This is a genomic window from Paraburkholderia sp. GAS348, assembly GCF_050434205.1.
Taxonomy (GTDB): domain Bacteria; phylum Pseudomonadota; class Gammaproteobacteria; order Burkholderiales; family Burkholderiaceae; genus Paraburkholderia.
The window spans coordinates 1-12,984 of sequence record NZ_JBNPVT010000022.1 but is presented as its reverse complement, the minus strand read 5'-3'; the positions used below and the strand labels follow the sequence as shown (position 1 = coordinate 12,984).

At 60.1% G+C, this 12,984-nt stretch carries 14 protein-coding genes; 8 read left to right on the top strand and 6 right to left on the bottom strand.

Annotation, left to right across the window (positions count from 1 at the left end; all coding sequences use genetic code 11):
- Positions 1-141: 141 nt before the first annotated feature.
- Positions 142-1,074 carry a LysR substrate-binding domain-containing protein gene (locus P3T22_RS26905; protein WP_063500270.1) on the top strand — a complete coding sequence of 311 codons (933 nt, stop codon included), beginning with the start codon at positions 142-144 and terminating at the stop codon, positions 1,072-1,074.
- Positions 1,075-1,144: 70 nt separating this feature from the next.
- Here the strand turns inward: P3T22_RS26905 and P3T22_RS26900 are convergent, their stop codons facing one another.
- Entirely contained in the window at positions 1,145-2,278 is a 1,134-nt protein-coding gene (locus P3T22_RS26900) for a 4-hydroxyphenylpyruvate dioxygenase family protein (protein WP_063500271.1), read from the bottom strand.
- Positions 2,279-2,561: 283 nt separating this feature from the next.
- Positions 2,562-3,560 carry a pca operon transcription factor PcaQ gene (gene pcaQ / locus P3T22_RS26895; protein ID WP_063500272.1) on the bottom strand — a complete coding sequence of 333 codons (999 nt, stop codon included), beginning with the start codon at positions 3,558-3,560 and terminating at the stop codon, positions 2,562-2,564.
- A 107-nt stretch (positions 3,561-3,667) separates the two neighbouring features.
- On the opposite strand from pcaQ, the gene pcaH reads away from it, so the two are divergent.
- Both pcaH and pcaG read left to right on the top strand, forming a co-directional pair.
- Entirely contained in the window at positions 3,668-4,372 is a 705-nt protein-coding gene (gene pcaH, locus P3T22_RS26890; RefSeq protein ID WP_063500273.1) for a protocatechuate 3,4-dioxygenase subunit beta, read from the top strand.
- 3 nt (positions 4,373-4,375) lie between these two features.
- The gene (pcaG, locus tag P3T22_RS26885) at positions 4,376-4,963 is read left to right on the top strand and encodes a protocatechuate 3,4-dioxygenase subunit alpha (RefSeq protein WP_063500274.1); all 588 of its coding nucleotides are present in this window, start codon (positions 4,376-4,378) and stop codon (positions 4,961-4,963) included.
- A gap of 288 nt (positions 4,964-5,251) precedes the next feature.
- Here pcaG and P3T22_RS26880 read toward each other — a convergent pair whose 3' ends face one another.
- Positions 5,252-5,515 carry an H-NS family nucleoid-associated regulatory protein gene (locus P3T22_RS26880; RefSeq protein WP_063500882.1) on the bottom strand — a complete coding sequence of 88 codons (264 nt, stop codon included), beginning with the start codon at positions 5,513-5,515 and terminating at the stop codon, positions 5,252-5,254.
- A gap of 150 nt (positions 5,516-5,665) precedes the next feature.
- Between P3T22_RS26880 and P3T22_RS26875 the strand changes: the two genes are divergently transcribed.
- The 4 genes from P3T22_RS26875 (at position 5,666) to P3T22_RS26860 (ending at position 7,619) form a co-directional block, all read left to right on the top strand.
- Entirely contained in the window at positions 5,666-5,941 is a 276-nt protein-coding gene (locus P3T22_RS26875; RefSeq protein ID WP_429326601.1) for a hypothetical protein, read from the top strand.
- 36 nt (positions 5,942-5,977) lie between these two features.
- Positions 5,978-6,613 (top strand): LysE family translocator, encoded by a 636-nt coding sequence (locus tag P3T22_RS26870; protein ID WP_063498480.1) that lies wholly within the window; start codon positions 5,978-5,980, stop codon positions 6,611-6,613.
- Between the two features lie 285 nt (positions 6,614-6,898).
- A complete protein-coding gene (locus P3T22_RS26865; protein WP_007178877.1) occupies positions 6,899-7,102 on the top strand; it encodes a cold-shock protein in 204 nt (67 codons plus the stop codon).
- A 292-nt stretch (positions 7,103-7,394) separates the two neighbouring features.
- Complete coding sequence (locus P3T22_RS26860) at positions 7,395-7,619, top strand: hypothetical protein (protein ID WP_063498481.1); 225 nt, start codon at positions 7,395-7,397, stop codon at positions 7,617-7,619.
- Positions 7,620-7,713: 94 nt separating this feature from the next.
- Here the strand turns inward: P3T22_RS26860 and P3T22_RS26855 are convergent, their stop codons facing one another.
- Complete coding sequence (locus P3T22_RS26855; RefSeq protein WP_429326600.1) at positions 7,714-9,345, bottom strand: acyl-CoA synthetase; 1,632 nt, start codon at positions 9,343-9,345, stop codon at positions 7,714-7,716.
- 158 nt (positions 9,346-9,503) lie between these two features.
- On the opposite strand from P3T22_RS26855, the gene P3T22_RS26850 reads away from it, so the two are divergent.
- Positions 9,504-10,250 carry a Crp/Fnr family transcriptional regulator gene (locus P3T22_RS26850; protein ID WP_063498483.1) on the top strand — a complete coding sequence of 249 codons (747 nt, stop codon included), beginning with the start codon at positions 9,504-9,506 and terminating at the stop codon, positions 10,248-10,250.
- A gap of 104 nt (positions 10,251-10,354) precedes the next feature.
- On the opposite strand, the gene P3T22_RS26845 is transcribed toward P3T22_RS26850, so the two are convergent.
- Together P3T22_RS26845 and P3T22_RS26840 are read right to left on the bottom strand one after the other, a co-directional pair.
- Positions 10,355-10,510 carry a hypothetical protein gene (locus P3T22_RS26845; RefSeq protein WP_158515310.1) on the bottom strand — a complete coding sequence of 52 codons (156 nt, stop codon included), beginning with the start codon at positions 10,508-10,510 and terminating at the stop codon, positions 10,355-10,357.
- Positions 10,511-10,696: 186 nt separating this feature from the next.
- The gene (locus P3T22_RS26840; protein ID WP_063498485.1) at positions 10,697-11,830 is read right to left on the bottom strand and encodes a porin; all 1,134 of its coding nucleotides are present in this window, start codon (positions 11,828-11,830) and stop codon (positions 10,697-10,699) included.
- Between the last annotated feature and the right edge of the window lie 1,154 nt (positions 11,831-12,984).

Here is a 12,984-nt window from a genome sequence, read left to right as displayed (position 1 = left end):
ACGCGTTCGTGTATTTGGAGGTGGCCTGCCGGCGTGGCTTCAGGGCGCAAGCACGGCATCGTTGAATGCGCGATTATTCAAATCCGCGGCACTGCCGTAAAGCGAGATAAAATCGCCACTTGATGCGCTTTTGGAATCAACATGCGAAAATTCAAGCTCCCCAACATGGGTGCGCTGCTCGCTTTCGAAGCCGCCGCGCGGCACGAGAGCTTCACGCATGCTGCGCGCGAACTCTTCCTCACCGAGAGCGCGGTGTCCCGGCAGATCAATACGCTGGAGAACAATCTCGGCGTGCGGCTGTTCGTGCGCGTCAAACAGCGCGTGGTGCTGACCAAGGCGGGCAAGGTCTATAGCGTGCAGGTGCGCCGCTCGCTGGAACAACTGGACCGCGACACGCTGTCGATCATCGCGCACGGCAGCGGCGGCGGGTATCTGGAGCTGGCGGTGTTGCCGACTTTCGCATCGCAATGGCTGATTCCGCGGCTGGCGGCATTCAACGCGCAGTATCCGGATGTGCGGGTCAATATGGGCGTGCGCACCGGCACCTTCCCGTTCGCGGATACGCATTTCGAAGCCGCGATTCACTATGGGAAACCGACATGGCCGGGCACGTCGGCGGATTTTCTGTTCAGCGAGGAAGTCGTGCCGGTGTGTGCGGCAAGCCTGCTGACGCGGCCGGTCGAGACTGCGGCCGATCTGCTGGACTACCCCCTGCTGCATTCCACCACCCGCCCGGACGGCTGGGCGTCGTGGTTCGCCAGTCTCGGTGTCGACGATAACCGGACGATGCAAGGTGTCCGCTACGAACTCCACACGATGCTGATCAGTGCCGCCGCGGCCGGTCTCGGCATTGCGCTGGTGCCGCGTTTTTTCGTCGGCGCACAGCTTGAACAGCTCGGACTCGTGATACCGCTCGACGTGCCCGTAGTCGCCAACTCGGCGTATTACCTCGTGTATCCGACCGAGTTGAGCCACGGCAAGCCACTCACGAGCTTTCGCGAGTGGCTGTTGCGGGAAGCAGCCGCGTACAGTGCGGTGAATCCTGGGCTGGCCGGTAATCCCGATACCGATTGATTCAGCGCCAAGCGGTGAGCGGTAAGCGGTGAGCGGTGAGCGGTAAGCGGTAAGCGGTAAGCGGTAAGCGCTAGGCGCCGGCTTGCTCGCGTGCCTGCGCCAACGCACTTAGATTGCCTTCGCCAAAGCCGTGGTGCCCCTGGCGCTGCACGATCTCAAAGAAGATCTCGCCGGCACCGCGCCGCACAAAGGTCTGAAAGAACAGCAACGGCACGCCATCGGCGTCGATCTCGCCGTCCACCAGAACATGCGTGCGCTTGAGCCGCTCGACGTCGAGCCCATGACCCGGCAGGCGCGCATCGAGCTGTTCGTAATAGCGCGGCGGCGGCTCGACGAATTCGACGCCGTTCGCCAGGAGTTGCTCGACGCACGCGAAGATATCGTCGGTGGCGAGCGCGATGTGCTGCACGCCTTCGCCCGGATGATCCGGCAGATACTCGTGCATCAGACTCGTGCGGCGCGTGCCCTCTTCATACAAAGGCACGCGGATCGCGCCGCACGGCGACACCATCACGCGCGATTCCGCCGACACATGCCAGTTCGCGTGCAGCTCATGAATCTCGCGGAAGTTGAGCAGGTCGCGATAAAAGTCGAGCCAATCCTGCATCCGGCCCTCACCGACCGTTTGCGTCAGATGATCGACCGCGACGAGGCCAGTGCCCGCGTGATTCAGATCGGCTTGCGCGGTATCGATCTCGATTGGACGGAAGTCGATGTCGAAGATCGAGATGTCGCCGAGGCCGCCGCGCTGGCCGCCACGGCCGCGCCACCGGTCGACGAAATAGATGTGCGAATCGCCAATGCCCTGGATCGCAGGAATCAGCAGTTCGCCCGCGCCGAGGCGCTCGCCTTCGAACGCCCATGCGCCAAGCTCGATCGCGCGGTCGAAGGCGCGCTGCGCGTTGGCCACGCGAATGCCGATTGCGCAGATGCCCGCGCCGTATTCCTCGGCGTAGCGCTCGGCAAACGAATCCGGCTCAGCGTTGATCAGGAAATGCATCTCGCCCTGGCGATACAGCGTGACGTCCTTGCTGATATGGCGCGCAATCGCCTTGAAGCCGAGTTTCGTGAAAGTCTCGCCGAGCGCCTTCGGCTCGCGCGAGGCGAATTCCACGAATTCGAGGCCGGCGGTGCCGAGCGGATTGTGCTCAGGCGCCGACACGGCGCGCAGCGCGGCGTCTGGAGTGGGCAAGTCGCTGGGCATGGCAATCTCCTTGTACAGTCGTTCGTGCACTGTTCCGGGTGTTGGTGATGTTTCTGGTGTTTGGTGCAAGCCGTCATCCATCCGTAGTGTGACACCGCGCGCGTGGTGTGCCGCAGCAATGCGACCTCGCGATGGCTTTTGCACCGTGTTTGTACACCGGCTGGCAGGGCGTTCGCAACCTTCATTTTGTACTGGATGGTTCACGCGCGGCGAATCGGGGCGCAACGCGCGTCTTCTGCGTCTCTCGTGGCGCCTGCGCCGCAGCATCGCTGCGCGGCGAGCGTCAGATCGTGGGCGAGCCGCCGCGGCCGCGTTTGGACACACGTTTGGCCGCAGGCTTGCCAGCGGCCGCCGCCATCCGCTGCTGCGCGACCTCGCGCACGGCATCGATGAACGCCCGCCCCACCGGCGACGGCTGCGTGTCCGAGCGCCGGATCAACCCCACGGGCTCGCCAGTGCCCGCGAACGGCAAGGGCAAACGCACCAGCATCCCGTGCGCCAGTTCATATTCGACGGCGCTCAGCGGCACGAACCACACCGCGTCGTTCTCCAGCGCCAATGCGCGCCCCGTCGACACCGACAGCACTTCGACAAACCCCGACAACGGCGGCACGCCCCATGCGCTCAACAGACTCTCAGCCGATTGCCGGATCAGCGTGCCGAACGGCGGCAGCACCACCGGATAATCCTCCAGCGACGTGGCCGGCAAGCCGGCCCCCAGCGCCAACGGATGCCCGGCGCGCACCACAGCAATCAACGGCTCACTGAAAAGCTGCTCGAAACTGAGCCCGACCATCCTTTCCGGGTCCGCCAGACGCCCGATCGCGAATTCGATCGTGCCGGCCTTCAGGCGTTCGAGCAATTCGGGATTGGCGCCGGTAGCAAGGCGCACGATCACGCGCGGCCAAAGGGCGGCGAACCGCTTCAGCGCCGGCGGCACTAGCGCGGCCGCGACGGTCGGCAGAATACCGATTTCCAGCGTGGCGGCCGCCGCGCCTTCCGCGCGCGCCAGTAAATCGACGCCTTGCCGCAACGCGCTGACACAAGCACTCGCATGCGGCATGAAGAGTTGCCCCTCGCGGGTCGGCACGGCGCCGTGGCGGCCGCGCTCGAACAGCTTCACGCCGAGAATCGCTTCCAGTTCAGCGACCGTCTTGGAGACTGCGGGCTGCGTAATGGACAGGCTTTCGGCGGCCCGCCCCACGCTGCCGAACTGGGCGACGGCCAGAAAGCACTGGAGATGTCGGAATTTGACGCGGCTGTCCGCGAGACTGCGTTGCATAACGGCAGGTTATACGAAAAGGGCGAAAACGTCATTTTGCATAACCTCTCAGGTTGGATAAAGTCGCTTCATACGCTGTATCCCACAATTCCCCGAAGGAGACACTGATGGACGAGTCCTTTCTCACCGCACGCGATTTCGCGTCCCACCCCGCCTACGTCTATCCCGGTTACGGTTCGTCGGTAAAACGCGGCCCGACGCGTCCGCTGATTCCGCTGAAGGAAAAGCTGCGCGACCAGCGCGTGCCGGTCTACGGCACAGAAGACCTCGGCGCGCTCGATCACGATCTGACGCGCAATGCGGTGCGTAACGGCGAGCCGCTCGGCGAGCGCATCATCGTGACGGGCCGCGTACTCGACGAAGGCGGCCGTCCGGTGCGCAATACGCTGGTTGAGATCTGGCAAGCCAATGCCGCCGGCCGCTATGTGCACAAGAACGATCAGCACGACGCGCCGCTCGACCCGAACTTCCTCGGCGCCGGCCGCTGCATCACCGACAACGAAGGCCGCTATCGCTTTCTGACGATCAAACCGGGCGCTTACCCTTGGGGCAATCACCCGAACGCGTGGCGTCCGAACCATATCCACTTCTCGCTGTTCGGCGACTATTTCGGCTCGCGCCTCGTCACCCAGATGTACTTCCCCGGCGACCCGCTGCTCGCCTTCGACCCGATTTTCCAGGGCACGCCCGAGCACGCCCGCGACCGCCTGATCGCAAACTTTTCGCTCGATACGACGCAGGAGGCCTATGCGCTCGGCTACGACTTCGACATCGTGCTGCGCGGCCGCAACGAAACTCCGATGGAGCGCTAAGCCATGACGACCCTCAAGCAAACGCCTTCGCAAACGGTTGGACCGTACTTCGCCTACGGTCTGTGTCCGCAGCAATACGACTTCGACTTCAAGAGCCTGTTTACGCCGGTTCTGGCGGACCGTGAAGCGGCCGGCGAGCACATCACGATCGTCGGCCAGGTGTTCGACGGCGACGGCAAAGTGATCGGCGACGCTATGCTGGAAGTGTCGCAGGTGGACGCGCAAGGCCACTACCCGGAATCACGCGAGGAAATCCTGAAGACTGGCTTCCGCGGCTTCGCTCGCGTCGGCACGGGGACGGATCCGCAGAAGCGCTTTGTCGTTGAAACGGTGAAACCGGGCCGCGCAAGCCCGGACGAAGCGCCGCATCTGAATGTAATCGTGACGATGCGCGGCATGCTGCTGCACACGTTCACGCGCGTCTATTTCGAGGACGAAGCCGAGGCAAATGAACAGGACACCGTGCTGGCAGCGGTTCCGGCGGATCGGCGTGGCACGCTGATCGCGCGTCGCGAGCCGAATGCGGCCAATGTGTACCGGTTCGATATTTATATGCAGGGTGACAAGGAAACCGTGTTTTTCGACCTGTGACGCGGATTTTCTATACTTTCATATAGCTTTCGCATACACTCGACATGATCCGTCTAGCGACTGGATCGCGAAACTCCGAGTATTTAAGCCCGCCCCGCGCGGGCTTTTTTTTGGCTCTTGCGCCTGCGCGGCTATCAATTCGGATGCCGAAAAAATTCAGCATAACTCGATCAGCGTGCTTTTCAGTGAACACTGAACGCCCCGCCGATATTCAGCCACAGCAAGCCGCACGACGTGTGTAGCGCAGCCGCACAGGAAAACGATTCACAGAGGAAGCTGAGGCCACGCTCAACAGCGGAAATGGTCGATGTTCTGTCCAGCGTAGATCGCGCGCGCGAGCCAATCTGGCTTATCGCCATGACCGTCCCACGTATTGCCGAAGGCGTCGCGATACATCACTGCCCGGACTGCGGCTTTGTCGGCCTCGATCGCATCGGCAAGCGCTTCCATCGAAATGCCGTATTCGTCCATGCGTCGGCGGATCCACACGATCAGGCGCTCACGCGCATTCCCGTCGAGGTCGAACAGCCGTTGTTCTTCTCGCTCTTTCATAACGTACCGGTTTCGCGGCTGATAGTGCTCGCGTTCGAAAAACAAAAAGCTTCGCTAAACAACGCGAAGCCTATGCGTGAATCAGATGGGTTGAGTGCAAATCGAACTCACAGTGCCTCTCCCGATGCGTGACAACTCGCATCGGGAATCATGCCCAATCAATCCTGGATTTATGGGAATTCGTCGGCAAACGGCTCGAATCGCACCCGGTCGGCCTTGCTGTGCCAAGGCTGCTTTTGCGTATGGGAGGTGATTCTAGCATCCAATTTCCGCCGCTTGCAGCAACTGATTGTTTGCCTGCGGCGACGGGCTTTCTTTGCCATTACGTTTGCGTTCGGCTCCGGCCTGGTCGATTCTTATTGGTTCTTCATCGGTTCTATTCGCGCTGATCAAAAGCAAAACCTCGCCCTCTCATGCTATGTTTGACCGACCCGCATCGCCGCCCGTAGGAGACACGCAAAAATGCCCGCCTCGACAGCCATCGTCACCATCCTGGCCGCACTGCTGCTCGGCGCCATGAGCCCCGGACCGAGCTTCGTCATCGTTGCCCGCAATGCAATCGGACTCTCGCGCGGCGACGGCCTCGCAACAGCCGCCGGCATGGGCATCGGCGGCGTGTTCTTCAGCGGCATCGCCTTGCTCGGTCTATACACCTTGCTGGCGACGGTAGAGTGGCTGTACGTCGGCTTGAAGGTGGCCGGTGGCCTTTATCTGGTCTACCTTGCGTCGAAGATATGGCGCGGTGCGGCTAAACCACTCGCGTTCGACGCCACGCAAGCCGCCGCTACCAACGTGCGTAAGTCCTTCTGGATCGGTTTGAGCACACAACTCAGCAATCCGAAAACCGCGGTCTACTACGGCAGTATCTTCGCGGCCTTGCTTCCGCAACATCCCCCGGTGTGGTGCTACTTTGCATTGCCCCCCGCGATCTTCGCCATTGAAGCCGGCTGGTACACCGTGGTCGCGTTGTGCTTTTCGAGCAAACGGCCGCGCGAAATCTATCTGCAATGGAAGGCCTGGATCGATCGCGTCGCCGCAAGCGCAGTCGCTGCACTCGGTTTACGTCTGATCCTGACAGCGCATAAAGTGGGTATCTGAAACGGAAACCTCGCTTGAGCGTTGGCCGTGCCGCGCGACACGGCAAACCGGTAACGAGGGCAGCATCGCCGCGCGGGCGCACGCAGGGCCCCTAACAAAACAGTTACAAGATAAGTGTTGACGCTGACGTGCCCCGACGGTTATTGTGGCATCCGAAGTTCAAGAAGTTCGATTGCTGTTCATCAATGTCTCGCTCCTCAGCGGTATTCGTTGTCCTCTCCCTCCTTGACGCTTCACGCGCTCCTCAACAGAGCAAATTTTTCTATTTTTACTCAAGGATTCTTCATGGATACCGGTACCGTTAAGTGGTTCAACGACAGCAAAGGCTTTGGCTTCATCACCCCGGACAAGGGCGGCGACGACCTGTTCGCGCACTTCTCCGAAATCAGCGGCGACGGCTTCAAGACGCTGGCTGAAAATCAGAAGGTGAGCTTCGAAACGAAGCAAGGCCCGAAGGGTCTGCAAGCGGCTAACATCAAGCCGATGTAAGTTTGAAGGGCTCGGTGTCCGGCAACGGACATCGGGCTGCAGCGACATCCTCGCGGAGCTTTGTCTCCCACAGTTGGCGCGATCGCTTTTAGCTGCATGTGTTGTTCAGCAGCAAGCCCCAAGCGCCAAACGCCTCGTTGCACCTCATTCTCCCCTCTGGCTTCAACGCCCTTTTTTAGCTTTCCGACTGCGTTTGTGGATTCGGCTCGCAATGGCTTGAATCGGCTCGTCCGCGTGACCCGTACAACGGCTCGCACGGCAGGCGCGCACTCGAACATTATTAAAATATAAAATGCAAAACAAACATATTCATCATTACAACGGCTATGCCGTCAAACCCTCGGCGCATCGTTTGCCCGACGGTAGCTTTTCATCCAACCTGCTGCTCGAACGCGCTGACAGCGTGCGTACCGAAGGGCGCTACCAGTTCTATTCGCTCGACTACTTCCCGAACGAAGAACAGGCATTGCAGCATTCGGCACGCTGGGCACGCCGCTGGGTCGACACGCGCGGTTAAGCGCGAGTCGAGTCTGATGCGCGCGGGACCCCGCGCTTGCATCGTACAACACTACATAGCGCGTCATTGGGCGCGCTAGACAATCGCGCGCGGTCTATTTGGATTCTTCCGCCTTGATCCGCGCGCGCAGTTCGAACTTCTGAATTTTTCCGGTCGACGTCTTCGGCAATTCGCCGAAGCGCACCGCCTTTGGCAACTTGTATCCCGCAAGAAACAGCCGGCAGTGCGCGATGATCTCTTCTGCGCTTACCTGAGCGCCCTCCTTGAGCTCGACGAAAGCACATGGCACCTCACCCCATTTCGGATCGGCCATCGCCACCACGGCGGCGACCGACACCGCAGGATGACGGTACAGCGTGTCTTCCACCTCGATGCTCGAGATGTTCTCGCCACCCGAAATGATGATGTCCTTGCTGCGATCGCGGATACGGATATAGCCGTCAGGCATCCGCACGCCGAGGTCCCCGGTGTGGAACCAGCCGCCGCGGAAGGTCGCGTCCGTGGCGCGCTCGTTCTTCAGATACCCCTTCATGCAGATATTGCCGCGGAACATGATCTCGCCTAGCGTTTCGCCGTCATCAGGCACCGGCTCGAGCGTGTCCGGGTCGAGCACCGTGACGGCTGCCTGCAAGTGATAGCGCACGCCTTGCCGTGCATTCATTTCGGCACGCGCGTTGTCGTCGAGCATTTCCCATTCCGCCTGTTTCGCGCAGACCGCGGCCGGGCCGTAGGTCTCGGTGAGACCGTACACGTGCGTCAGATCGAAACCGATCTCCTTCATCTTGGCGATGACCGCCGGTGCGGGCGCCGCGCCCGCCACCATCGTCGACACGCGATGCGTGATGCCCTCGCGCCATTCGGCGGGCGCATTCGCAAGCGCGCTTTGCACAATCGGCGCGCCGCAATAGTGCGTGATGCCTTCGCGGCGAATCAGGTCGATCACCGTCTTCGCGTCGAATTTGCGCAGACAGACGTTGACGCCCGCACGTGCGGCGACGGTCCACGGGAAACACCAGCCGTTGCAGTGAAAGAGCGGCAAGGTCCATAGGTAGACTGCATGTTTCGGCATATCCCATTCGAGGATATTGCTAAGCGCATTCAGATACGCGCCGCGATGGTGGTAGACCACGCCCTTCGGGTCACCAGTCGTGCCCGAGGTGTAGTTCAGCGCGATAGCGTCCCACTCGTCGGCAGGTAAAGTCCGGACGAACTCCGGGTCGCCAGTTTGCAGGAACGCTTCATAGTCGGTCGCGCGGATGAACTTGTCCGCGTCGGCGGGCATCGCATCGGCCACGCTGATCACGCGTAACTCGGGAAATTCCAGCGCCGCGCGGTGCGCGAACTCGCTGTACTCCGTGTCGACGATCAGCGCCTTCGCCTCGCCATGGCGCAGCATGAACAGCAGCGACGACACGTCGAGCCGCGTATTCAGCGTATTGAGCACGGCCCCGGCCATCGGCACACCGAAATGCGCTTCTATCATCGGAGGAATATTCGGCAGCAACGCAGCAACCGTGTCGCCGCGTTCTATGCCGGCCTGCTGCAACGCGCTGGCCAGACGCCGCGCGCGCCCGTAGGTCTCGCGCCAGTTACGGCGAATCTCCCCATGGACGACCGCCGGCCGCTCACCGTAGACTTCCGCTGCGCGTACGATGAAATCGATGGGTGTCAGCGGGACATAATTGGCCTCGCGCCGCTCAAGGCCTTCTTCGAACATGTGCTTCATCGCTTTGTCTCCTGATGCGCTGGTCGCGCCGTCGCTTTTTCTGATTGATGAACTAGCCTAGCAACTGTCATGGTGAACTGTCTGTCATTCAAATGACAGAGTGGCGCGCCCTGACTCTTCTCAACCGACTTCACCCTCCTACGCCCCCTTGGCCGCTTATGGATGACGCTTCGCTCCCCGCCTGCGCAGACACCCGCCCGCACCGTCCTGAACGGATTCCGCGCACCGATCTGCCGCGGCTGTTCGGCACCTGCGCCTGGTTCAGGGCGCTCGCCGCCGAGCATCAGGCCATGGTCCTTGCCAGCGCGTACGCGGAGCGTCTGGAAGGGGGCGCATGGATCGCGCGCCGCCAGGAGCCGTCGGACTATTGGATCGGCGTCCATTCCGGCCTGATCAAACTCGCCATCTACAACGCCTCAGGACGCAGTTGCACGCTCTCTGGCGTGCCGCCTGGCGGCTGGTTCGGCGAAGGCAGCGTGATCAAGCGTGAATTGCGCAAATACGACGTGGCCGCCATTCAGCCTTCGCTCGTGATGTTCGTGCCGACGGAGACGTTTCATGCACTCCTGGAGTCGAGTCTGCCGTTCACAGGCTTCGTGATCCGGCAGTTGAACAACCGCATGGGCGAATTCATCGCAGCGATCCAGAATAGCCGGTTGCTGGACGTCGACGCGCGCGTCGCCCAGTCGCTCGCACAACTGTTCAATCCCGACCTCTATCCCGACACCGGACGCACGCTGGCCATTTCGCAGGAAGAAGTCGGCCTGCTGGCAGGCGTGTCGCGGCAACGGATCAACCAGACACTGCAAAACCTCGAAAAGCTGCAGATTTTGCGCCTCTCGTATAACCAGATCGACGTGCTGGATCTCGAACGCCTGTGCGCATTCGGTCGGGAGCAGATTTAGGGCAATTGCGTGCGCCTGGCTATGTAGCCGAGTGAAAAAGGCCGTCATCCGGTTTACCGGGTGACGGCCTTTCTGTTTGTCATGCCGAAATAGTCCTAAGCCTGCTACACGGTGCGCGGGTCGCTCCGGCGAGTGACGGGCCGCACCAGCATGGCATCGGTATCGAACAGCGCGAAAGCGATGTTTTCCAGCACGCATGAATTGTTCCAGCACAGATAGTAGCGATGTGCAGTCTGATAAGGCGCATACCGGTCGGGCATCGCGTGCCGCGGCTTGCCTGTGTGCAATACCAATTGTTGGAAATCGCAATGCGCTATCGCGCCGTATCAACCTGCAGGACGGTTCGGCCTCGGACAACCAGCGGATCCTCAACCACCAAGTGGCGCGCCAATAAAAAAGGTGCCGCGAACGGCACCTTTTCTACCACAACTCGCTTCTGCTGAAGCTTAGAAGCGGTGACGCAGACCGACCGTAGCAGCCGTCTGGTTCTTCGACGACGACGGCAATTGCGTGTTGTCGCCGCTGTAGATCGAAGCGACACCGCCGTCGCCCATTGCGTGCTGGTACACGGCTTGAGCGTAGACGTCCGTACGACGCGACAGCGAGTAGTCAGCTTGCACGCCGACCTGGTGGTAGCGAACCGAATCCGAACTACCGTTCGCGCCAACGCCGTAGCCCTTGCCGTCGGTGAACGTGTACGCAACGCCCAGGCTCATAGCCGGCGTCAGGTTGTACTTGCCGTTGACTTCGTAGTTGTTGGCGCGCAGCGATTGTGCAGCACCGACGAAGTTGTCCGAACGCGATTGCGTCCATGCCAGACCCACGGTAGCCGGGCCGAATGCGTACGAACCAGCAACGCCGAATTCACGTTGACGGAAGTTGCCGACGTTGCCTGCCAGCGCGTTGACGTACGAACCGTCCGAAGCGCCGCCATTAGCTGCGCCCGGGTTGTTCTGCTGTGCGTAAGCAGCGCCCAGGTGCAGACCTTGCCACTGGTATGCAGCACCAACGCTGTATTCGCGGTTGTTTGCGAATGCGCCAGCCTGGTTCGAGAAGCCGTACGTGCCGCCGAACGTAAAGCCTGCGTAGTTAGCGCTCGAGTACTTGATCGAGTTGTTGACTGCGTAGCCGCCGTTCGTGTTCAGGTTGTCATTGTTGAACGGGTGAGCGAAGTACGTACCGCCCCAGCTGCCCGTTGCGGTCAGCGGTGCCAGGTAGTCTTGTGCTGCGTCGTATTGACGACCCAGCGTGAGCGTACCGAATTGCGCGCTCGACAGACCGACAAACGCTTGACGGTTGAACATGCCGTTGTTGTTCGCGTACTTGCCGTTGTTGATGTTGAAGCCGCTTTCCAACGTGAAGATGGCCTTCAGACCGCCGCCCAGATCTTCCGAACCACGCAGACCGAACATGCTTTGGTTGATGCCGCCGCTACCCGCTGCCCACTTTGCGTTGTGGTTGACGTTGCTGGTGTAGGTCAGGCCTGCGTCCAGCAGACCATACAGGGTCACGCTGCTTTGTGCGTGAGCGACGGAAGCGAACGATGCGGCAACCGCAACGACGATGAGACTCTTTTTCATGCGTGGGACTCCAGTTCGATAAATTTACGCGGGGAGCGGGACCTGCCTCAGCAACGCATGCGTCACGCGCTGCTGCCCTGTTGGCCAAACCGTTTCGGAGCGGCCGGGCACCCTTCAAACGAAGCGTGAGTGTAGGTGGAGACCCTAGTAGCGACGCCCGCAATTTACACAACATGGAATTTCTGAATCAGCAATAATAAAATCGAGATCGGCATTAAGTCTTTGTTTTTCAGACATTTATCGCAAAATCAGAGCTGCGACACGCCAGCTCTGGACAAAAGTTATTTGCAACATCTCAATATTAAAGTTGTGTGAATGCAACAGCATTTAATATGGATGACCTAATCGGGTCGGAACGTTTAAAAAGTGAGAAGCGTCTGATTGTTCGAAAACCGGGCAATCGCGATAAGCCCAATTCGAAGCGGTGTAAATTTATTTTGGAAAAGCGGGAACTAAATTGATTTAATGCGGTCTGCGATATTAACGCCAGAATATGCCTGGAAACCTGGAAACGAGCGCCTACATTAGCGGTGATTAGAGCGGGGCGCGAATTGTCGCTCGATACGGCTGCCGTGGGCCGACTAAAGCAGCAACTACAGCCGCAACGAAGACCTTTTCGGCAAACCAAGCCGGAATCAGCGCAAGCAGATTAATAGCGCACCGGAAGCGGCGTATTGCCGCATCTGATATTGGCTTCTCAATGCAGAGGATTTCTAGCGAAGCGGAAGCAATGCACCGGAATGCTCGCAGGCACGGCACAAAATCCGCGTCTAATACGGCTAGCGCATCGTCACGCACTTTAGCGTCTGCGAAGGGGCTTCACCAAACACGTTTTTGTAGTCGCAAGAAAAGCGCCCGAGGTGCGTTGACCTCCAGCATCATCGGATTCGGCTCAACGCCTCCGAACCCGTCACTGGTGTCTCGGCCATCAGCGCCGAACAATCCGAGGTACGTCTGGCGATAGGCACCGCGGAAATAGGGGTCCCCAGTATCGACTGGTCGGCTCTGCAAATATCAAAATCCTGCTTCTTATTCTTAGGAATACAAATTTTTTGTGCATAAACGCAAAAACCCCACCTTTGTGGGGTGGGGTTTCTGGACATGCTGGGGAGCCTGACGATTACCTACTTTCACACGGGAATCCGCACTATCAT